The following is a 19,318-nucleotide window of genomic DNA, read 5'->3' on the forward strand; positions in this document are numbered from 1 at the left end:
CGTGAGCAATTCTGAAGCCGGAGCGGTACCAGTCCTGAACGTCGCCAATGTGTTGACGGTCGTCCGGATTGCGCTGGTGCCGTTCTTCGTCTGGTTCCTCCTGGCGGACGCAGGCCAGGGCGGCCTCCTGCGATGGCTCGCCGTCGCAACGTTTGCGATCGCCATCTACACCGACAAGCTTGATGGGGACATCGCCCGCAGCCGAGGTCTCATCACAAACTTCGGGAAGATTGCAGATCCCATCGCGGACAAGCTGCTGATCGGTTCAGCACTGATCCTCCTGTCCGTGCTGGGTGAGCTTTGGTGGTGGGTCACTCTTGTGATTCTGGTTCGCGAGCTTGGAATCACCCTGCTGAGGTTCGCCGTGATCCGCTACGGTGTCATGCCGGCCTCCCGCGGCGGGAAGCTGAAAACTGTCGTCCAGACCCTGGCAATCTTCCTCTACCTGCTTGTCCCGGCGCTGGGAAGCTGGGCGTTCTGGCCGGCCGTCACCGTCATGTTGGCAGCACTTGTGATCACTGTGGTGACCGGCGTCGACTACATCCTTCAGGCTGTGCGCCTACGGCGCACGGCTCGAAACACCTCGGCCTGACCGAACGCTGTGGCATTGAACCAGAAGGGTGCAGCGGCGCCCGCGAGAGTAGTTGCCCTGGCTGCAGAACGCGGACTGACCATTGCCACCGCCGAGTCACTGACGGCCGGAATGGTCGCTGCGGTCCTGGCTGAGGTACCAGGTGCCTCGGCGGTGCTGCGGGGTGGCGTGGTGTCGTACCATCGTGAGCTGAAGGAATCGCTCCTTGGTGTCGACGCGGGGCTTCTCGCGCGCGTGGGCGCCGTCGATCCGGCAGTCGCCCTGCAGATGGCGCTGGGCGCGCGAGCAGCGTGCGGAGCAGACATCGGCGTAGCCACCACTGGCGTTGCCGGGCCGGAACCGCACGAGGGCAAGGAAGTAGGAACGGTCGTCGTAGCTGTGACCTCCGGCGAAAGCTGCATTGTGCGGGAATTCCGATTCGAGGGAAACCGTGCCCAGATCCGGAAGGCTTCCTGTGAAGCAGCCGTGAACATGCTCACGGAGGTGCTCGAACGGGAGCCGCTGGGAACAAACGGCGTACCGCAATAGTTATCAATAGTGTCCGGCACGCAGACGCAAGACGGGCTAGGCTTAAATCAGAAGGTCGCTCAGCGGCCGGCACAAGGGAGTTAGGCGATACACATGGTAAAGCAACCCGTATCCGTAAACGGTGTCATCCGTTGGCGGGATGTGGGGTTGGCAGAAGATCCGCAACGTAAGCCGAAGGAGCGCAAGATGGTCGTTTTACGCCACGAGATCGGGGACGTCCTGCGCGACGTCCGCCAGCGCCAGGGCCGTACGCTCAGGGAAGTGTCGCACAGCGCCCGGGTTTCGCTCGGCTATCTGAGCGAGGTTGAGCGGGGTCAGAAGGAAGCGTCCTCGGAGTTGCTTTCGTCGATCTGCTCCGCGCTCGATGTGCCTCTGTCCATGATGCTTCGGGAGGTCAGTGACCGTCTGGCTGAAGCCGAGGGGGTCGCTGTTCCGGACACCGTCCCTCAGGAGTTCGCCCAGCAGTTCGGCGGCGATATGCCGGACGACTTTACCGACGGTTTCAGCCGCGGACTGGCAGTAACCAAGAACTAGATCTGCTTCCAGCAGGCTTGAAGAGGCTCGCCGCATGCGGCGGGCCTCTTCACATGTCTGTGCTACCAGTTGTCCTTGGTGTAGGTCTGGTTCAACTGGGAAATAAGGTTTCCGAGCGTTGTGAGGTCGGCCAGACTCCAGTCTTCCATCAACTGGTGGAATGCCTCCTTGCGGGCCTCCTGCGCGGCAGAGAGTTGGGTCAAGCCGTCCTCAGTGAGGCTGATCGACTGGGCGCGGCCATCGAGCGGGTCAGCGGTCTTTTGGACCAGGCCCAGCTGCTCCAGCATCGCAATCTGCCGGCTGACGGACGGCTTGCCTACCCCGATGCTGGCGGCCAGGTCTGTCAGGCGCATTGACCCCTCCCGCTGTAGTATGACCAGCAGCCCGTAGGCCGCCGGCTCCATATCCGGATGGACGCGCCGAGCTACTTTGTAGGAGTTCGACCGCGCGCGCCTCCACAGCATGCTGAGCTGTTGCTCCAACGCCTGCACGGCAGCATCGACGGAGGCATCGGGTTCCTGGCGGTCTACAGTCATGCGTTTCATTCTAGGGTTTATCAGGACAAGGAGAACGCGGCATGCGCACAAGCGACTTTTGGCGCTTGATGGATGATGAATTCGGGTCCGCCTATTCACGGACACTGGCTCAGACCCTGCACCTCTCGGGGTTGGGTGACAGAACACCGGCCGAGGCCCTGGGCGCCGGCATCGATCCGAGGGCCGTGTGGATCGCGGTCTGTGAAATGCAGGACGTCCCTGAGTACCGGCGGCTCGGTCGGGACGTGAAGCCGCGCTAGACATCGGCGGAACACGCGCGCGAATCAATCGAATATGTATTCGGGTTCGGACTATGCTGAGCACAGAGAATAATCACGCCGCCCGTCCTCCACAGCTCCGCAGAAAAACGGGAGATGTCCACATCGGTTGCCCTCAAAGGCGCTTTGTCGGAGGGGGACGTTACGGTCAAGAGGAACAGTTAAACGGGCCTTAGGTGGCCACGAGTAAACCGAGGTGAATGATGGCCGTACCAGCCGATCGTGAGAAGGCTCTTGAGGCCGCACTGGCCCAGATTGACAAGCAATACGGCAAGGGGTCAGTCATGCGCCTTGGCGACGAGGTCCGTGCTCCCATCGAAACCATATCCACGAGCTCCATCGCTCTTGACGCTGCGCTCGGAATCGGCGGTTTGCCACGTGGTCGCGTCGTCGAAATCTATGGACCGGAATCGTCGGGTAAAACCACGGTCGCGCTGCACGCCGTGGCCAATGCCCAGCGCAACGGCGGAATCGCCGCTTTCATTGATGCCGAGCATGCCCTGGACCCTGAGTATGCCAAGAAGCTGGGCGTGGATACCGATGCGCTGTTGGTCTCTCAGCCGGACACGGGTGAGCAGGCGTTGGAGATCATGGACATGCTCGTTGGCTCAGGATCCATCGACATCGTTGTCATCGACTCCGTTGCCGCACTTGTTCCCCGCGCCGAAATCGAAGGTGAAATGGGCGACAGTCACGTCGGCCTGCAGGCCCGGTTGATGAGCCAGGCGCTTCGAAAGATCACCGGGCGCCTGAGCCAGACCAAGACCACTGCCATCTTCATCAACCAGCTTCGCGAGAAGATCGGTGTGTTCTTCGGGAGCCCGGAAACCACCACGGGCGGCAAGGCGTTGAAGTTCTACGCGTCTGTGCGTATCGACGTGAGGCGCATCGAGACCCTTAAGGAAGGCACTAATCCGGTCGGTAACCGGACGCGGGCAAAAATCGTCAAGAACAAGATGGCTCCGCCCTTCAAGCAGGCAGAGTTCGACATCCTGTACGGCTTCGGAATCTCCCGAGAGGGTGGCCTCATCGATGTCGGCGTAGAGAACGGTCTTGTCAAGAAGTCCGGTGCATGGTTCACCTATGACGGCGACCAATTGGGACAGGGCAAAGAGAACGCCCGTAAATTCCTCATCGACAACCCTGACCTTGCGGATGAACTGGAGAGGCGAATCCGCGAGAAGCTCGGAGTGGGAGGCGCAGCAGAGGCCGCTCCGGAAAAAGACAGTCCCAAACTCAAGGCAGTCGGCGGTGAAGGCGGCCGTTAGGCTTTGACGAGTGAATTCCCCCGAGTGCCGGGTGCCCGTCAGCCGGGCACCCGGCGCTCCGGTAAGAGGAACGGGCCCCAGACGCCCGTGCCGGGCACACCTGCGGACGTCACACCCGAAGCGGACCCCTATGAGGTGGCGCGCTCGATTGTTCTGAGGCAACTATCGATGGCTCCTCGGAGCCGTCATCAGCTGCACAGCAAGCTGCTCGAGCGCGGTGTTTCTGACGGGGTGGCACAGGAGATCCTCGACCGCTACGAAGAAGTCCAGCTGATCGACGATGCAGAGTTTGCCCGCATGTGGGTCAGAAGCAGGGCTCAGACCCGGTCGCTTGCAAGGTCAGCCATCAGGCGGGAGCTCGCCGACAAGGGTATTGCAGCGGAGCTCGCTGATGAGGCATTGTCCCAGCGCACCGATGAGGACGAACGCGCCGCGGCCGCGGAACTGGTACGCCGGAAAGTGAGGCCACTGGCTGACCCTGGAGACCGTGGCGCACAGGATAAGCAGGTGCGACGCCTCGTGGGGATGCTTTCCCGAAAGGGCTACTCGCCGTCGATCGCGTTTTCTATCGTCAAGGATGTCCTCGCCGAGCAGTAGGGTCCGGTGCCCGCAAACCTCTGCAGAGGGCAGGGCGTGGGCCGGATTGGGACTGGGCGCAGCGGGCCGTACCCTTAACTGGTGAGTTCCACAGTTGTTTTCCCGTCCACTCAGGCCGAGCCAGAGCCAGTCCCATCAGCCCGGCGCACGTACGACGTGCGCACGTTCGGGTGCCAGATGAACGTGCATGATTCCGAACGCATCGCCGGCCTACTGGAAGACGCAGGTTACGTTCCCGCTGCCGGCGATCAGGCCGACGTCGTCGTCTTCAACACCTGCGCGGTTCGCGAGAACGCTGACAACAAGCTCTACGGCAATCTCGGCCAATTAGCTCCCGTCAAGCAGGCGCGGCCGGGGATGCAGATTGCAGTCGGCGGCTGCCTTGCTCAGAAGGACCGCGACACCATCCTCCGCAAGGCGCCCTGGGTCGACGCAGTCTTCGGAACCCACAACATCGGCGCGTTACCCGCTCTGCTGGAGCGTGCCCGGCACAATGACGAGGCGCAGCTCGAAATCCTCGAGTCGCTTGATGTTTTCCCTTCCACTCTGCCCACCAAGCGCGATTCCGTGTACTCGGGTTGGGTATCGATCTCAGTCGGCTGCAACAACACCTGCACCTTCTGCATCGTGCCCTCGCTGCGTGGGAAGGAGAAGGACCGCCGTCCCGGGGAAATTCTCGCCGAGATCGAAGCCCTCGTTGCCGACGGCGCCATTGAAGTCACCCTCCTCGGGCAAAACGTAAATTCCTATGGTGTGGAGTTTGGTGACCGGGGCGCCTTCGCCAAGCTGCTGCGCTCGTGCGGCAACATTCCCGGGCTGGAAAGGGTCCGGTTCACCAGCCCGCACCCGGCGGCCTTCACAGACGACGTGATTGATGCCATGGCAGAGACACCCAACGTCGCTCCGCAGCTTCACATGCCGCTGCAGTCCGGTTCGGACCGCATCCTCAAGGCAATGCGCCGCTCTTACCGGTCGGAGAAATTCCTCGGAATCCTCGACCGGGTCCGGATGCGCATGCCGCATGCCTCGATCTCTACGGACATCATTGTCGGCTTCCCCGGTGAGACAGAGGAGGATTTCCAGGAAACCCTCCGTGTTGTTGAGCAGGCCCGCTTCGCCACTGCTTTCACTTTCCAGTACTCGAAGCGCCCGGGAACTCCGGCCGCCGAGCTTCCGGACCAGCTTCCGAAGGCAGTGGTTCAGGAACGGTACGAGCGTCTCACCGCCCTGCAGGACCGTATATCGGGGGAGGAGAACGCGGCTCAGGTGGGTCGACGCGTGGAAGTGCTCGTCACCGCGCAACAGGGCCGCAAGGCTCACGAGACACACCGTTTGAGCGGACGTGCGCAGGATCAGCGGCTCGTCCATTTCTCCGTCCCGCCGGGTGCCGATACCCCGCGGCCGGGTGATGTGGTCACCGTGACCGTCACCGGAGCAGCCCCGTTCCACCTGGTGGCCGACCCCTCGCTGCAGGATTATCACCTGAGGCGGTCCCGAGCGGGAGACGCCTGGGACCGATCGCAGGCGGAGTCCTGCGGTGCACCGGTACCGGGCGCGGGTGGACCAGGAGGAAAGGGCGTCGCCCTCGGCATGCCGTCGCTTCCCCAACGCCGTAACTGAGGTGAGCGGAACTGGACCGGCCAGACGATTGCCGCTGATCGCCGTCGTCGGGCCCACGGGCTCGGGCAAATCCGAGCTGGGTATCGCGCTGGCCCACAGGCTGGACGGCGAGGTCATTAACGCCGACGCGATGCAGTTTTACCGAGGCATGGATATCGGCACAGCCAAACTGCCGGTCGAGGACCGCGAAGGGGTTCCGCACCACCTTTTGGACATCCTTGATGTGCGGGAAGAGGCCAGTGTCGCCCGCTATCAGGAGTACAGCCGCCAGGTCATCACGGACATACGTGCGAGGGGGAACGTGCCCATCCTCGTGGGTGGATCGGGCCTCTATGTGCGCGCAGCTCTGGATGAACTCGAGTTTCCGCCGACCGACGCCGCGGTACGCGCGCGTCTGGAGACCGAGAACGACGAGAACGGACCAGCGGCCCTGCGAGACCGGCTCGCTGTGGTGGACCCAGTTTCGGCAGAGCGGCTGGGTGATGAGCGCAGGGTTATCCGGGCACTGGAGGTGCACGAAATAACAGGACGCCCCTTCAGTTCCTTCATGCCGCAACGTGTGTACCACCAACCGGCTGTGCAGATCGGACTGCAAGTGGACCGGGAGGTCCTGAAGGAACGGCTAGCGAAGCGGGTGCACCTCATGGTCGAGGCCGGCCTGGAAGACGAGGTGCGGATGCTCGACGGCCAGGGCCTGCGTCAGGGGCGCACAGCCGCACGCGCTCTGGGCTACAGCCAGTTCCTGCACGTGCTCGACGGCGAATGGTCGACGGCGGAGGCGGCAGCGGACACGATCGCGGCCACCCGCCGCTTCGCCCGCCGGCAACTGACGTGGTTCCGGGCTGACCAAAGGGTCCATTGGGTCGACTGGCGTCATCCGGAGCTCGTCGAGCTCGCCGAGAGAGCGGTCCGTAGCGGGGGAGCCCTATCCTAGAATGGTGAGCACATCCGCCGAAGCAGCACTGTCCGCACGTTCGCGTCTGTCCGGCCTGCCCTTCACCAAGGGACACGGGACGGGCAATGACTTCATCCTCGTTGCTGATACCGACGGATCGGTGGACCTCACCGCAGCTGACGTGGCGGTTGCCTGCGACCGGCACCGGGGCATCGGCGCTGACGGGCTCATCCGGGCGGTGCCGTCGTCGTACCTTCCCGAGGGCCGCGCCCTGCTTGAGCAGGCTCCGGACGCGCAGTGGTTCATGGACTATCGCAATGGTGACGGTTCGGTGTCCGAGATGTGCGGTAACGGAGTCCGCGTCTTCGTTCACTTTCTGGTCAGCAGCGGCCTGATAGACCTGCCGGAAGGCGCCGTCGTGGCCGTGGGAACGCGCGGCGGCGTGAAGCGGGTCGAACGTTCCGTGGACGGTTACTCGGTGGACATGGGAGCCTGGGAGTTTATCTACCCCCGGGCAGCCGCTGAGCGTGCCACGGATTCGCTCGTGGACGCCGATGGACTTCAGGTTGCCCGCCCGGGCCTGTCCATCAGCATGGGTAACCCGCATACGGTCGTCGCCCTCGCCGAAATTGCCGAACTGCGCGCAACTCGCCTCTTTGACGCCCCCGTCGTGAACCCTGTGCCGCCGAACGGTACCAACGTCGAATTCGTGGTCCCGCATGATCCCCTGATGCACGACGGCGTGGGCCAGGTCAGCATGCGCGTCCACGAGCGCGGTGTAGGAGAAACGCTGTCCTGCGGCACCGGTGCCTGCGCGGCGGCGGTTGCCACCCGTTACTGGGCCGGCGAGGATGCCCCGGACATCTGGAGCGTTACCGTCCCGGGCGGGACCGTGGGCGTGCGATTCGCGCCCAGCGCCGGTGGCTCGGAGCACGTGCACCTCAGCGGGCCGGCTGTCCTGGTGGCCAACGGGGTCTTCGCCTAACCGTCGTGCGCGTCAGCGGCTGCGTTTGACACGCAGAACGCGGAAGGATTTCGCGGTCGCTGCACGATCGACGTCGTACCCGGCTGGAAGCTCTGTGCCCAACCATCGCTGCAATGAATCGGCCCCCAGGTTCTTCTGCACTACGAGCCACGCGGTTCCGCCCGGTGCAAGGCGCGGAAGCCACTGCAGGAGCAGCTCGTGCAGGGCCTCCTTGCCGATGCGGATCGGAGGATTAGACCAGATCGTGTCAAAGGAGATGTCCGGGTCGACGTCGTCGGGCAAGGTAGCGGTGAGGTTGCCCAGGCCCAGCCGGCGGGCATTTTCTTGTGTCAGCTCCAGCGAGCGCTCGTTGACATCGACCGCGACGACGTTCGCGTCAGGCGCCTGAATCGCCATGGTGAGGGCGATTGGCCCCCACCCGCAGCCAATATCAAGCAGATTGACACCCCGAGGGGACGGCACCTCCGACAGCAGGATGGCCGTGCCCTTGTCCACCCCATCAGGGCTGAAGATGCCGCCTGACGTCACCAGTTCCCGTTCCTTGCCGGCAAGGGTCACCCGCAGCGGACGGCGGCGATCCGGTCCGGAGGGGGCGGCGCTGAAGTAGTGCTGCGAATCCATAGTGTTCAAGCCTAATGCGCATGGCGAAGGCCAGGTGTCTCAGAAGACGGGCTGCCACTCTTCGCGCTCAGAGAATCCTCCCCACACAGCTGCGGCAACGGACTACCATGGAAAGACACTTACCAAGGGAGAGTATGACCACACATCACGGAGCGTCGGCGACGCCCGAGCCGGAGATGGGCCCGGATGAGATTCAGGCCGTCATCGACCGGATCCTTGCCAAGGACCCCGCATCGTCCAGCGCTAGCAGCGCACCCCGCCGTTTCGGCAGCGGGCCCCAGAGCCGGGCACAGGCGCTGTCGGACCTCGACGAGGAGCACACCGAGTATGACGGTGAGCAGCAGGACCTCGAGGAGCGGCGTGCATTGCGGCGCGTGGCAGGCCTGTCCACGGAACTCGAGGACGTCACCGAGGTCGAGTACCGGCAGCTGCGTCTCGAACGCGTCGTCCTTGCAGGCATCTGGACTGAAGGCACCTTAGAGGAAGCCGAAAACTCCCTGCGGGAACTCGCTGCGCTGGCAGAGACGGCGGGATCGGAAGTGCTTGACGGCATCATCCAGCGACGCTTGAAGCCTGACCCGGGCACGTTCCTGGGAGCCGGTAAGGCCGAGGAGCTGAAGAGCATTGTGATGGCAACCGGCGCGGATACCGTTATCGTCGACAGCGAACTGGCGCCATCCCAACGCCGCGGACTGGAAGATATCGTCAAGGTCAAGGTGATCGACCGGACGGCCCTGATCCTCGACATCTTCGCCCAGCATGCGAAGTCCCGTGAGGGTAAGGCGCAAGTGGAGCTCGCGCAGCTTGAGTACCTCCTTCCGCGGCTGCGTGGGTGGGGTGAATCGATGTCCCGCCAGGCCGGTGGCCAGGTCGGTGGTGCCGGAGCAGGCATGGGCTCCCGTGGTCCCGGTGAAACCAAGATCGAACTCGACAGGCGTAAGATCCGCACCCGAATGGCCAAGCTCCGGCGCGAAATCGCAGGGATGAAGCCGGCGCGTGAGACCAAGCGGGCCAACCGCCGTCGTCATGAGGTTCCGTCCGTGGCCATTGCTGGGTACACCAACGCGGGTAAGTCTTCGTTGCTGAACCGGTTGACGGACGCCGGCGTCCTGGTGGAAAACGCGCTCTTCGCAACCCTGGATCCAACCATCCGCCGGGCTCAGACGCCGGATGGGCTTGAGTTCACTCTTGCGGACACCGTCGGATTCGTCCGGTCTCTTCCTACCCAGCTGGTTGAGGCCTTCCGGTCGACGCTCGAGGAGGTCGCTGACGCTGACCTGATCCTTCACGTCGTTGATGCCTCGCACCCCGACCCTGAGGGTCAGATCGCTGCGGTCAGGGAAGTTCTGACCGAGGTCGACGCCCGCAAGGTGCCGGAGATCGTCGTCCTCAACAAGGCCGACGCTGCGGATCCTTTCGTCCTGGAACGCCTTCGGCAGCGGGAACCGCGGCACGCTATCGTATCGGCCCGCACCGGTCAGGGAATCGACGAGCTGCTGCACCTGATCAGCCAGGCGATTCCGCGTCCCAGCGTGAAGCTGACCCTGTTGGTGCCCTACCAGCGCGGCGAGATCGTCAGCCGGTTGCACCAACCAGATGCGGAAATCCTCCGTCTGGAGCACATCGAAGACGGTACAGAGGTTGAGGTCATGGTCAGGGAGGGCCTGGCCGCAGAATTGGAGCCGTTCGTCAAGCATGGCTAAGGGGAACGTAAGTCCCCTTCAACTGCTCGATTCCGTCGTGGAAGCGATGGGCGGACAGCAGCGCAGCGGGCAGCATGAGATGGTGAGTCAGGTCGAGGAAGCTATCGACAGCGGCACCCACCTACTGGTGCAGGCCGGCACCGGAACGGGTAAGTCACTGGCCTATCTCCTGCCGCTCATTGCGCACGCGGTCAAGAGCGACACGACCTCCGTTGTATCAACGGCGACGCTGGCACTGCAGGCGCAAATCGTCAATCGCGACCTTCCCCGGCTCCTTGACACCCTGCAGGGAGCCCTGCCCCGGCCGGTGAATGTGGCTCTGCTCAAAGGCCGAAGCAATTACGTCTGCAAGCACAAGACTGCGGGGGGCTTTCCCGACGAGGACGACTCCGGCGCCTTGTTCTCCCTGGACGGAGACGCCGCTTCACCGCATCCGTCGGCCGGCCCCAGTACACCGCTGGGCCGTGAGATTGTCCGGTTGCGGGAGTGGGCTGAGGAGACGGACACCGGGGACCGGGATGAACTTCTTCCCGGCGTGAGCGACCGCGCCTGGCGCCAGGTCTCCGTGTCGAGCATGGAGTGTCTCGGAGCGCAGAAGTGCCCGGTCGCTGAGGAATGCTTCAGTGAGCGGGCGCGGGAGAAGGCCGGGCAGGCGGACATCGTCATCACCAATCACGCTCTGCTGGCGATCAACGCATTCGAGGGGCTTGCAGTACTGCCCGAGCATGATGTGGTGGTCATCGATGAGGCGCATGAATTACACGACCGCGTCACCTCGGCCGTATCCGGTCAGCTGTCAGGGGCTCTGATCGGGGCGGCCTCGTCCGCAGCGAGGCGTCATCTGAGCGCCAGCACGGACACCCTGCAGGCGGCACAAGCGGCCTTCGAGCTGGCCTTCGACGCCCAGCCCACCGGGCTGATGGCCGGCGGCCTCAGCGAGCAGCAGGAACTCGCCCTCGTCCAGCTGCGGGAAGCCTGCCGCCTGGCACTCTCCGAGTCGAGTTCGGACGGGGCGGCCCAGTCGGCCGACGGCGGACGCCAAATGGCCCGTTCCCGCCTGCTGATGCTGCTGGAGCTATCCGAGCGGATGGTTGCAGCAGGCGGCGCGGGTGAAGTGCTCTGGGCCCATCGACCGAGCACCTTCACGCCCGGCTCGGGCTATTCCTCCGCGGATGATTCTTCGCCGGCGACAATCAGCATCGCCCCTCTTTCAGTTGCCGGCCGGCTGAGGCGCGGCCTGTTCGAGGACCATACAGTCGTTCTCACCTCCGCGACCCTGGCCATCGGCTCCGAGTTCGGGCCTGTTGCAGGTTCTTTGGGGCTAACGGGAGAGGGCGCTCCTTCGTGGACCGGCGTCGACGTCGGCAGCCCGTTCGACTATCCCCGGCAGGGAGTTCTGTACGTTGCCAGGGACCTGCCGAAACCCGGCAGGGGCACCTCGGAGGAACAGCTGAACGAACTCGTTGCCCTCATCACGGCTTCCCGCGGCGGAGCGCTCGGATTGTTCTCGTCCCGTCGCGCCGCGGAGGAGGCAGCCGACGCTCTGCGCACGCGGGTGGACGTCGAGATACTGTGCCAGGGAGAATCCTCCATGTCGGCACTGGTTAAGCAGTTCTCCGAAGAACCGGACACCTGCCTTTTCGGCACTATGTCACTGTGGCAGGGCGTTGATGTGCCCGGAAGTTCCTGCAGGCTGGTGACGATCGACCGTATACCTTTCCCCCGGCCGGACGATCCGCTGATGACTGCCCGGACGCGGGCAGTTGCCAAGTCGGGAGGAAACGGGTTTATGCACGTCTCAGCTACGCATGCGGCCGTCCGCCTCGCTCAGGGTGCCGGCCGCCTGATCCGGGCGCACGACGACCGGGGGATGGTGGCCATTTTGGATTCCCGTCTTGCAACGGCCGGCTATGGGGGCTTCCTGCGATCCGCACTGCCGCCTTTCTGGCCGACGACGGACCGGGCAACGGCACTCGCCGTTCTCTCCCGGCTGGCCGCGACGCACGCCGCCTAAGTCCAGGGCTGCCGGAGCGGCCGGTCAGAGGGCGCGCATCACCGATACGACTTTGCCCATGATCGTGGCGTGGTCCCCAAGAATCGGCTCATAGCTGGTGTTCTGCGGCAGAAGCCAGGTATGGCCGTCCCGCTGCCGAAAGGTCTTCACGGTCGCCTCGTCGTCCAGCAGCGCTGCCACCACGTCACCGTTCTCGGCGTTGCTCTGCTTGCGGACCACCACCCAGTCCCCGTCGCAGATAGCGGCGTCGATCATGGAGTCGCCGGAGACGCGCAGCATGAAGAGGTCCCCATGGCCGACGAGTTGCCGGGGGAGAGGCATGACGTCCTCCACTACCTGGTCCGCCAGGATCGGGCCGCCTGCGGCGATGCGTCCGACCATCGGAACCATGGCCGCGTCAACAGCAGACGCCGCCGGTTCTTCCATCGAGCCGGAGTCGGGCAGCACACGCGATGAACTCTCTCCCAGGGTGAGGGGAAGAAGTATCTCCATTGCCCGGGGCCGCTTTGGATCGCGCCGGATATAACCCATGCGCTCAAGCTGGGCCAGCTGGTGAGTCACGCTCGACAGGCTGGCGAGACCGACGGTGTCTCCGATTTCCCTCATGGATGGTGGGTAGCCGTGTGCAGCCACGCTGCGCTGGATTGTTTCGAGGATTTTCTTTTGCCGGGCTGTCATTCCCTTGGGCGTGGCCCTGCCCCGCGGCCGTCCGCGTCCGCGCTTGACGTCGGTCGGCGGTACCTCCGTGATGTCCCCTGCCGCGTTGAGATCTGCCACGAGAATGCATCCCTTCCCTCCGGCGGGACCCGGCCCTCCGGCTCTCCAACCTGTTTTGTCAGTGGTGGGTGATGAGCTGGTCTTCGAAAGCGGCCGCGCCCTCACCCTTTCCAGCAACGCTAGGGGAGAGGGAACGTCTTTTCAAACATTTGTTCGAGCGAGTCTCGACAATATTAGTTCAAAGATGCTAAAAATAAACCCAGAGGAATAGAACACAGGTTCGAATAAAGCTTGTGGGACTCCGCACAAGAAGAAAGGTGGACGCCATGTCGACGCTCCATTTTGCAGGATCAGCTCCTTCGCTTAGCTTCAACATCGCTTCCCGTCCCGGGGCCGGCAAGCCAGTTCGCCTGCACCTGACGCGCCGTGGGTGGATCGTGCTGGTAGCCGTGCCGCTTGCTCTCCTTGCCGCAGCTGCGCTCATTGTCGGCTCATTCTTCACCTCGCAGGCTCAGGCCACCGGCGTTGGCGGCGCCGTCTCGGACACCGTGCGGGTCAACGTCGCCTCCGGAGAGACTCTCTGGACGTTGGCAGCCGAATATGCACCCGAACGGGATCCACGTGCGGTTGTCCAGGAGATCGTCGAGCTCAATGCTCTGGCATCCTCCACCGTGCAGGCTGGCCAGTCCCTGCATATTCCAGTGGACGCCCCGTAGCCCAGGTAGACATGCTTCGCGCGGGTGGGTGACGTAACCGGCGTAACACGGCAACAGGTCGCACGGTGCGATTCTGCGTTGCGGATCGAGCGGCCTTAAACTCGGGTAGTGACCGATCAGCTTGAACGCCTCAGCCGCCTGCCGATTCGAGAGAACCTGAGGGGCCTCCGGCCATACGGAGCTCCCCAGATCGATGTTCCGATCCTGCTGAATGTCAACGAGAACACCCATGGCGTCCCGGAAGACGTCCGCGTTGCAATAGTCGAAGCGGTACAAGAGGCAGTAGCTGGCCTCAATCGCTACCCGGATAGGGAGTTCACCCTCCTGCGGGAGCACCTGGCCATGTACCTCGGTCACGGCCTTGGTCCAGACAACATCTGGGCGGCCAACGGGTCCAATGAAGTTCTGCAGCACATATTGCTTGCCTTCGGCGGACCGGGGCGAAAGGCCATCGGCTTCCCGCCCACTTACTCGATGTACCCGTTGCTCGCCGGATCCACCGGCACCGAGTATCTGACGGGCGCCAGGGGAGACAACTTCAACCTCGATGCGCAGTCGACCGCGGAGGAGGTTGCTGCTACTGGAGCGAACATTGTTTTCCTGTGCAGCCCGAACAACCCAACCGGCACCGCCCTCTCACTCGACGTTGTCGCAGAGGTCTATGACGCCGGCGAAGCAGCGCAGTCGATCGTGATCGTCGACGAGGCATACGCGGAGTTCTCGCACACCGGCACACCGAGCGCCCTCGAACTGCTCCCCGGCAGGGAGCGGCTCATCGTCTCAAGGACCATGAGCAAGGCGTTCGCCCTGGCCGGAGCCCGCCTCGGTTATCTGGCGGCGGCCCCCGAGATCGCGGACGCCCTTCGCCTGGTGCGGCTCCCATACCATCTGTCCGCTATCACCCAGGCCACAGCAGTCGCAGCACTGACCCACTCCGCAAAACTGCTCGCAAACGTGGACGAGATCAAGCGCCAGCGGGATCGCATCGTGTCCGGGCTTACCGAGCTGGGACTTCCGGTCGCGCCGTCGGATTCAAACTTCGTCCTCTTTGGAGGCCTTCAGGATCCGCAGGCTGTATGGCAGGGTCTCCTCGACGCCGGAGTACTTATCCGGGAGGTGGGTATACCGCAGCACCTGCGCGTTACCGCGGGTACCCAGGAGGAAACCTCCATCTTCCTCAAAACCCTCGAATCCCTGATCCGGCCGAGCGTCTCCTAAACTAGACCGGGATGCACGCACGGCGCATAGCCCGTTGCGTTGCCGTTACAACCGTAAGGACCATCCATGACCGCGGAAGCTACCGCACTACGCGCTGCCCGACGGGAGCGGACCACGAGCGAATCGTCGGTCTTCGTCGAAGTCGACCTGGACGGCTCCGGCCGCTCCGAAATCAGCACCTCTGTCCCGTTCTACGACCACATGCTGACGGCTCTCGCAAAGCACTCGCTGATCGACCTCACCGTCAGGGCCACCGGGGACACCCACATCGATGTCCACCACACGGTCGAGGACGTCGCTATCACGCTCGGTGAAGTGCTGCGCGAGGCGCTCGGTGACAAGGCGGGAATCCGCCGCTTCGGTGAGGCGACCGTACCGCTCGACGAAGCCCTCGCCAACGCCGTTGTCGACATCTCGGGACGCCCGTACCTTGTGCACAGTGGTGAACCTGCGGGTCAGGAGTATCACCTCATTGGAGGACACTTCACCGGCTCCCTCACTCGTCACGTCTTCGAGGCCATCACGCTGCACGCCCAGATTTGCCTGCACATGACCGTGCTTGGCGGCAGGGATCCCCACCACATCGTCGAGGCACAGTTCAAGGCCTTCGCGCGGGCCCTGCGCGCTGCCGTTGAACCGGATCCCCGGGTAACGGGAATTCCGTCCACCAAGGGAGCGCTATGAGTGCGCCCAAGGTGACAGTCCTCGACTACGGCTCGGGAAACATCCGCTCCGCAGTTCGGGCGCTCGAGCACGTCGGCGCAGAGGTCACTCTGAGCGCCGCTGCCGATGACGTGCTCAACGCAGACGGACTGGTTGTGCCGGGTGTTGGTGCCTTCGCCGCCGTCATGCAGGGACTGAAGGACGTTGACGCGCTGCGAATGATCGGCCGCCGGGTCGCCGGTGGCCGGCCGGTTCTCGGCATCTGTGTCGGCCTCCAGGTCTTGTTCGAGGAAGGCGTGGAGCACGGCGTGCGCACCCAGGGCATGGGGGAGTGGCCAGGTACCGTTGAGCGCCTCAAAGCTGACGTGGTGCCGCACATGGGCTGGAATACGGTCGAGCCGCCGGCCGAATCGGTACTGTTCGAAGGCATCGAGGAGGAGCGTTTTTATTTCGTGCACTCCTACGGCGTGCAGGAATGGAACTTCGACGTCAACCAGCCGGCCATGCGTCCTCCGATGGTCACCTGGTCAACGCATGGTGGCCGATTCATTGCCGCCGTGGAGAACGGGCCGCTCTCCGCCACACAGTTCCACCCGGAGAAGTCCGGAGACGCCGGAGCCCAGTTGCTGCGCAACTGGACCGGGAGCCTCCGCTAACCATGTGGAGCGTGATTCTGATGGGGTTGGCCGGGCTCCTGATCGGCGGTGTTGTTTCGTTCCACCGGCAGGGGATGCCGCGAAGCCTCACCATCAGTTTCGGAATTCTCGCCGTCATGGCCCTGCTTGCTGCTTACCTGCTGACCCTCACCCCGTAACCGTCCACTGCGACGGCACCCAAGACCTGAACAAAGGACGTGCATGAGCCCCTTCACCGAATCACCCATCCTTGAACTGCTACCCGCCGTCGACGTCGCTGACGGTCAGGCGGTACGCCTGGTCCAGGGCGCCGCAGGCAGCGAGACGAGCTACGGCGACCCCTTGGATGCTGCCCTGCAGTGGCAGAACGACGGCGCCGAATGGGTTCACCTCGTGGACCTCGACGCTGCCTTCGGCCGGGGATCAAACCGTGACCTGCTCGCCCGTGTCGTCAAGGAACTGGACATCAAGGTGGAACTCTCCGGCGGCATCCGTGACGACGCGTCGCTGGAGCAGGCCCTTGAGCTCGGAGCAGAGCGCGTGAACCTCGGTACCGCTGCCCTGGAGAACCCTGTCTGGACCGCAAGCGCCATTGCCCGCTACGGTGACGCCATCGCCGTCGGCCTCGACGTTCGGGGGACCACGCTCGCAGCCCGCGGCTGGACCGAAGAGGGCGGTGACCTCTGGGAGGTGCTCGCCCGTCTCGACGACGCCGGGTGTGCCCGCTACGTAGTCACCGACGTCACCAAGGACGGAACACTGCGCGGTCCGAACATCCAGCTTCTCCGCGACGTCCTGGAGAAGACCCAGCGTCCGGTCGTGGCATCCGGCGGTATCTCCAGCCTTGAGGATCTGGCGGCTCTCCGGCAGCTGGTCCCGGACGGACTGGAAGGCGCCATCGTGGGCAAGGCCCTGTACGCAGGAGCTTTCACCCTCCCGCAGGCGCTCGACATCGCAGGGCACCCGGAACGCTGACCATGACGGAGCGCAGGCTTCCGGCCCATATCGAGGCGGCGCTGAACGGGAACGTCGCTGACTCGGCAGGGCGCCCCTGGAAGGGCAGGGACCTCTCCGGGGGCGGCAATCTCCTGCACGCATTCGATAAGGACGACGGCGCTGTCCCTGCTACGTACGCCGCTGCACTGCGCGACCTGGTGAACGGAGCCGTGGATGAGACGGCGGTCGTTCGGGCGCTGGCCACGGTGCGGGTCTTCGTGCCGGTGGTTGCCCAGTTGGGCGGGCAGGAGGCCGAGGCGCCCACGGACGGACACCATCACGACGGCGACAAGGAAGCCGACATGGCGCTGGTCGCCATCAAGTCCCCGGACGGCAGAAGTGTCCTGCCCGTCTTCACGTCCACGGGGCACCTTGAACGTTGGCATCCGGAGGCCCGCCCGGTCGCTGTGTACGCAGCCCGGGCGGCTCTTGCAGCTGTGGCCGAGAACGCGGATCTGATGGTGGTGGATCCTGGCGCTGAGGTGACTTTCGTCGTCCGTCGCCCGGCGTTGTGGGCCTTGGCCCAGCAGAAGGAATGGTCGCCGTCGTATGCTGATCCTGATCTCGCCCGGCTGGTCAGTGAGGCAGTCCCTCCGGACGGACGCATCACCCGCGTCGAGCTGGCGCCCGGTTCCGGCGTTTCGAGCCGTACCGCTGAGGGTAGAGTAGTGCGCGGCGGAGGTGCCGGCCCGGAGCTACGGCTGACCCTCGCTCTGGAGGCAGGCCTCTCGCAGGAGGACGTCCGCTCCACCACGGCGGCTTTCCAAAGCCGTCTCCAGCAGTTGCAGGAGTTCGTGGAGCGGGTCGACTCGCTCGAAATCCGGCTCACGCGTTGACCATTCACGCGGATGAGCCCGCGTGAAAGATGAAAAACGTTGAACTTTTCCGTATACCGGGACCTGTTGAGGGTTGTCCCGGTGCGCCGCCTGTTGATCGTCGGCATGATCGCGCGCTTCCCACACTCGGCCGCGGGAGTTCTCCTGACGCTGCACGTGGTGCAGTCTCTCGGTCGTGGTTACGCGGAGGCTGGAGCTGTCGCGGCCGTGATGACCATCGGTATCGCGGTGGGTGCGCCGTGGCGGGGCCGGCGGGTGGATACCGCGGGCCTGCGCGTGGCCCTGATTCCTTCCGTGATAGCCGAAGCCGTCATCTGGTCGGTGGCTCCCCACCTCACCTATGAGTGGCTGTTGCTGGCGGCCCTGGTGGGCGGGATCTTCACGCTCCCCGTGTTCTCCGTAGTCCGGCAGTCCCTGGGCGTACTGGTGAGCGGCGATTCGCGCCGTACCGCATTCACCCTTGATGCTGTAGCCACCGAAGTGATCTTCATGGGAGGGCCGGCTCTCGGAGCTGTCCTCGCGACGCAGGTATCCACGGTCCTGGGGCTGACGGTCGTCGGCATCTCCACCGCTGTGGCGGGCCTGCTCCTGATCTGGTTCAACCCGCCCACACGCAGCTCCCAGCCGGGCGCGGCTGCCGCGACGCCCTCTGCTGAGCAGGATGACCGGGCAGCCGTGGACGTGCTCGTGGCGTCCGCACCGGCACATGTCAGCGAAGCATCAGCCGAACTCGTGCCGGGAGCCCGGCCCGCCCGGACGGCTCGGGCGCGTAGCCGGGTGGCACACAGTTTCGCGTGGCTCACCCTTCCGGTGGCAGTGGTCATGATCGTCGCAGCGGGGGCCGGTCTTGTCCTGGCCGGGACCGACGTCGGAATCATCGCCGTGCTGGAGAGCGACGGGCGCGCGTTCGAACTCGGATGGGTCTTCCTGGCCTGGTGTTCCGCCTCCGTGGTGGGCGGCCTGGTCTACGGGGCAATGCACCGGCCGCTGTCCCCGTTGGTTCTCCTGCTCCTGATGAGCGTGCTGACCATTCCCATGGGTTTTGCCGACAGCACGGTGGTCCTCGCCCTGCTCTCAATCGCGCCGGGACTGTTGTGTGCCCCGGTGCTCTCGGCGGCGTCCGAGCGGATCGCCGACCTGGTCGCCGAGGAACGCAGGGGAGAGGCGATGGGCTGGTACGGGTCAGCCCTGACGTCCGGCGTGGCACTGGGGGCACCCCTGGCGGGCCTGATGATCGACTCGGTGGGACCCTGGGGTGGGTTCGTCGCAGTTGGGACGGCGGCCGCCGCCCTGAGCCTGATCTGCCTGGTGGCACAACAGGTACGGCGGCGGCGCTCCGCCTGAGGGCCGCCGTCAGTCAGTTGAC

Annotated in this window: 22 protein-coding genes; 19 read left to right on the forward strand and 3 right to left on the reverse strand. The window is 64.4% G+C overall.

The genetic code is table 11. The annotated features are described in order from the left end of the window. Position 1 precedes the first annotated feature (1 nt). The 3 genes from pgsA (at position 2) to AC5RU3_RS15355 (ending at position 1,654) form a co-directional block, all read left to right on the forward strand. Entirely contained in the window at positions 2–592 is a 591-nt protein-coding gene (gene pgsA / locus AC5RU3_RS15345) for a CDP-diacylglycerol--glycerol-3-phosphate 3-phosphatidyltransferase (RefSeq protein ID WP_493966100.1), read from the forward strand. A 9-nt stretch (positions 593–601) separates the two neighbouring features. After that, complete coding sequence (locus AC5RU3_RS15350) at positions 602–1,120, forward strand: CinA family protein (protein WP_493966101.1); 519 nt, start codon at positions 602–604, stop codon at positions 1,118–1,120. 93 nt (positions 1,121–1,213) lie between these two features. Then, entirely contained in the window at positions 1,214–1,654 is a 441-nt protein-coding gene (locus AC5RU3_RS15355; protein WP_309072177.1) for a helix-turn-helix domain-containing protein, read from the forward strand. 62 nt (positions 1,655–1,716) lie between these two features. On the opposite strand, the gene AC5RU3_RS15360 is transcribed toward AC5RU3_RS15355, so the two are convergent. Further along, positions 1,717–2,190: a MarR family winged helix-turn-helix transcriptional regulator gene (locus AC5RU3_RS15360; RefSeq protein ID WP_309072176.1), complete on the reverse strand. Its 474-nt coding sequence runs from the start codon at positions 2,188–2,190 to the stop codon at positions 1,717–1,719. 41 nt (positions 2,191–2,231) lie between these two features. On the opposite strand from AC5RU3_RS15360, the gene AC5RU3_RS15365 reads away from it, so the two are divergent. The 6 genes from AC5RU3_RS15365 to dapF all read left to right on the forward strand — a co-directional run bounded on the left by AC5RU3_RS15365 (position 2,232) and on the right by dapF (position 7,833). Continuing rightward, entirely contained in the window at positions 2,232–2,450 is a 219-nt protein-coding gene (locus AC5RU3_RS15365; RefSeq protein ID WP_309072175.1) for a DUF3046 domain-containing protein, read from the forward strand. Between the two features lie 221 nt (positions 2,451–2,671). Further along, entirely contained in the window at positions 2,672–3,736 is a 1,065-nt protein-coding gene (gene recA / locus AC5RU3_RS15370; protein ID WP_309072184.1) for a recombinase RecA, read from the forward strand. Positions 3,737–3,739: 3 nt separating this feature from the next. Continuing rightward, positions 3,740–4,333, forward strand: coding sequence for a regulatory protein RecX (locus AC5RU3_RS15375; RefSeq protein WP_309124192.1), 594 nt, complete (start codon positions 3,740–3,742; stop codon positions 4,331–4,333). Positions 4,334–4,414: 81 nt separating this feature from the next. After that, on the forward strand, positions 4,415–5,953 hold the full coding sequence (gene miaB / locus AC5RU3_RS15380; protein ID WP_375164427.1) for a tRNA (N6-isopentenyl adenosine(37)-C2)-methylthiotransferase MiaB: 1,539 nt from the start codon (positions 4,415–4,417) through the stop codon (positions 5,951–5,953). Position 5,954: 1 nt separating this feature from the next. Continuing rightward, positions 5,955–6,887 carry a tRNA (adenosine(37)-N6)-dimethylallyltransferase MiaA gene (gene miaA / locus AC5RU3_RS15385; RefSeq protein ID WP_493966102.1) on the forward strand — a complete coding sequence of 311 codons (933 nt, stop codon included), beginning with the start codon at positions 5,955–5,957 and terminating at the stop codon, positions 6,885–6,887. Between the two features lies 1 nt (position 6,888). Continuing rightward, complete coding sequence (dapF, locus tag AC5RU3_RS15390; protein ID WP_493966103.1) at positions 6,889–7,833, forward strand: diaminopimelate epimerase; 945 nt, start codon at positions 6,889–6,891, stop codon at positions 7,831–7,833. A 12-nt stretch (positions 7,834–7,845) separates the two neighbouring features. Here dapF and AC5RU3_RS15395 read toward each other — a convergent pair whose 3' ends face one another. Then, positions 7,846–8,454 carry a class I SAM-dependent methyltransferase gene (locus AC5RU3_RS15395; protein ID WP_493966104.1) on the reverse strand — a complete coding sequence of 203 codons (609 nt, stop codon included), beginning with the start codon at positions 8,452–8,454 and terminating at the stop codon, positions 7,846–7,848. 134 nt (positions 8,455–8,588) lie between these two features. Between AC5RU3_RS15395 and hflX the strand changes: the two genes are divergently transcribed. Both hflX and AC5RU3_RS15405 read left to right on the forward strand, forming a co-directional pair. Next, complete coding sequence (gene hflX / locus AC5RU3_RS15400; RefSeq protein ID WP_309071426.1) at positions 8,589–10,157, forward strand: GTPase HflX; 1,569 nt, start codon at positions 8,589–8,591, stop codon at positions 10,155–10,157. Further along, positions 10,150–12,171, forward strand: coding sequence for an ATP-dependent DNA helicase (locus AC5RU3_RS15405; protein ID WP_493966105.1), 2,022 nt, complete (start codon positions 10,150–10,152; stop codon positions 12,169–12,171). Before hflX ends, AC5RU3_RS15405 begins: the two co-directional genes overlap by 8 nt. 24 nt (positions 12,172–12,195) lie before the next feature. Here the strand turns inward: AC5RU3_RS15405 and lexA are convergent, their stop codons facing one another. Further along, positions 12,196–12,849 (reverse strand): transcriptional repressor LexA, encoded by a 654-nt coding sequence (lexA, locus tag AC5RU3_RS15410; RefSeq protein WP_309071440.1) that lies wholly within the window; start codon positions 12,847–12,849, stop codon positions 12,196–12,198. Positions 12,850–13,214: 365 nt separating this feature from the next. Between lexA and AC5RU3_RS15415 the strand changes: the two genes are divergently transcribed. From AC5RU3_RS15415 to AC5RU3_RS15450, 8 genes are all read left to right on the forward strand, one after another. After that, positions 13,215–13,604, forward strand: a complete 390-nt coding sequence (locus tag AC5RU3_RS15415; RefSeq protein WP_309071428.1) for a LysM peptidoglycan-binding domain-containing protein — start codon at positions 13,215–13,217, stop codon at positions 13,602–13,604. Between the two features lie 108 nt (positions 13,605–13,712). Continuing rightward, complete coding sequence (locus AC5RU3_RS15420) at positions 13,713–14,822, forward strand: histidinol-phosphate transaminase (protein ID WP_493966106.1); 1,110 nt, start codon at positions 13,713–13,715, stop codon at positions 14,820–14,822. Positions 14,823–14,888: 66 nt separating this feature from the next. Next, a complete protein-coding gene (gene hisB, locus AC5RU3_RS15425) occupies positions 14,889–15,506 on the forward strand; it encodes an imidazoleglycerol-phosphate dehydratase HisB (protein WP_309071430.1) in 618 nt (205 codons plus the stop codon). Continuing rightward, positions 15,503–16,141 (forward strand): imidazole glycerol phosphate synthase subunit HisH, encoded by a 639-nt coding sequence (gene hisH / locus AC5RU3_RS15430; protein WP_309071431.1) that lies wholly within the window; start codon positions 15,503–15,505, stop codon positions 16,139–16,141. Before hisB ends, hisH begins: the two co-directional genes overlap by 4 nt. A gap of 2 nt (positions 16,142–16,143) precedes the next feature. Further along, on the forward strand, positions 16,144–16,299 hold the full coding sequence (locus AC5RU3_RS15435) for a hypothetical protein (protein WP_309071432.1): 156 nt from the start codon (positions 16,144–16,146) through the stop codon (positions 16,297–16,299). 43 nt (positions 16,300–16,342) lie between these two features. After that, entirely contained in the window at positions 16,343–17,095 is a 753-nt protein-coding gene (priA, locus tag AC5RU3_RS15440) for a bifunctional 1-(5-phosphoribosyl)-5-((5-phosphoribosylamino)methylideneamino)imidazole-4-carboxamide isomerase/phosphoribosylanthranilate isomerase PriA (RefSeq protein ID WP_309071433.1), read from the forward strand. 2 nt (positions 17,096–17,097) lie between these two features. Further along, positions 17,098–17,952, forward strand: coding sequence for an SseB family protein (locus AC5RU3_RS15445; RefSeq protein WP_493966107.1), 855 nt, complete (start codon positions 17,098–17,100; stop codon positions 17,950–17,952). 39 nt (positions 17,953–17,991) lie between these two features. Then, positions 17,992–19,296 carry an MFS transporter gene (locus AC5RU3_RS15450; RefSeq protein ID WP_309071435.1) on the forward strand — a complete coding sequence of 435 codons (1,305 nt, stop codon included), beginning with the start codon at positions 17,992–17,994 and terminating at the stop codon, positions 19,294–19,296. Positions 19,297–19,318: the final 22 nt, after the last annotated feature.

This window comes from Arthrobacter sp. MDB1-55 (assembly GCF_059092925.1).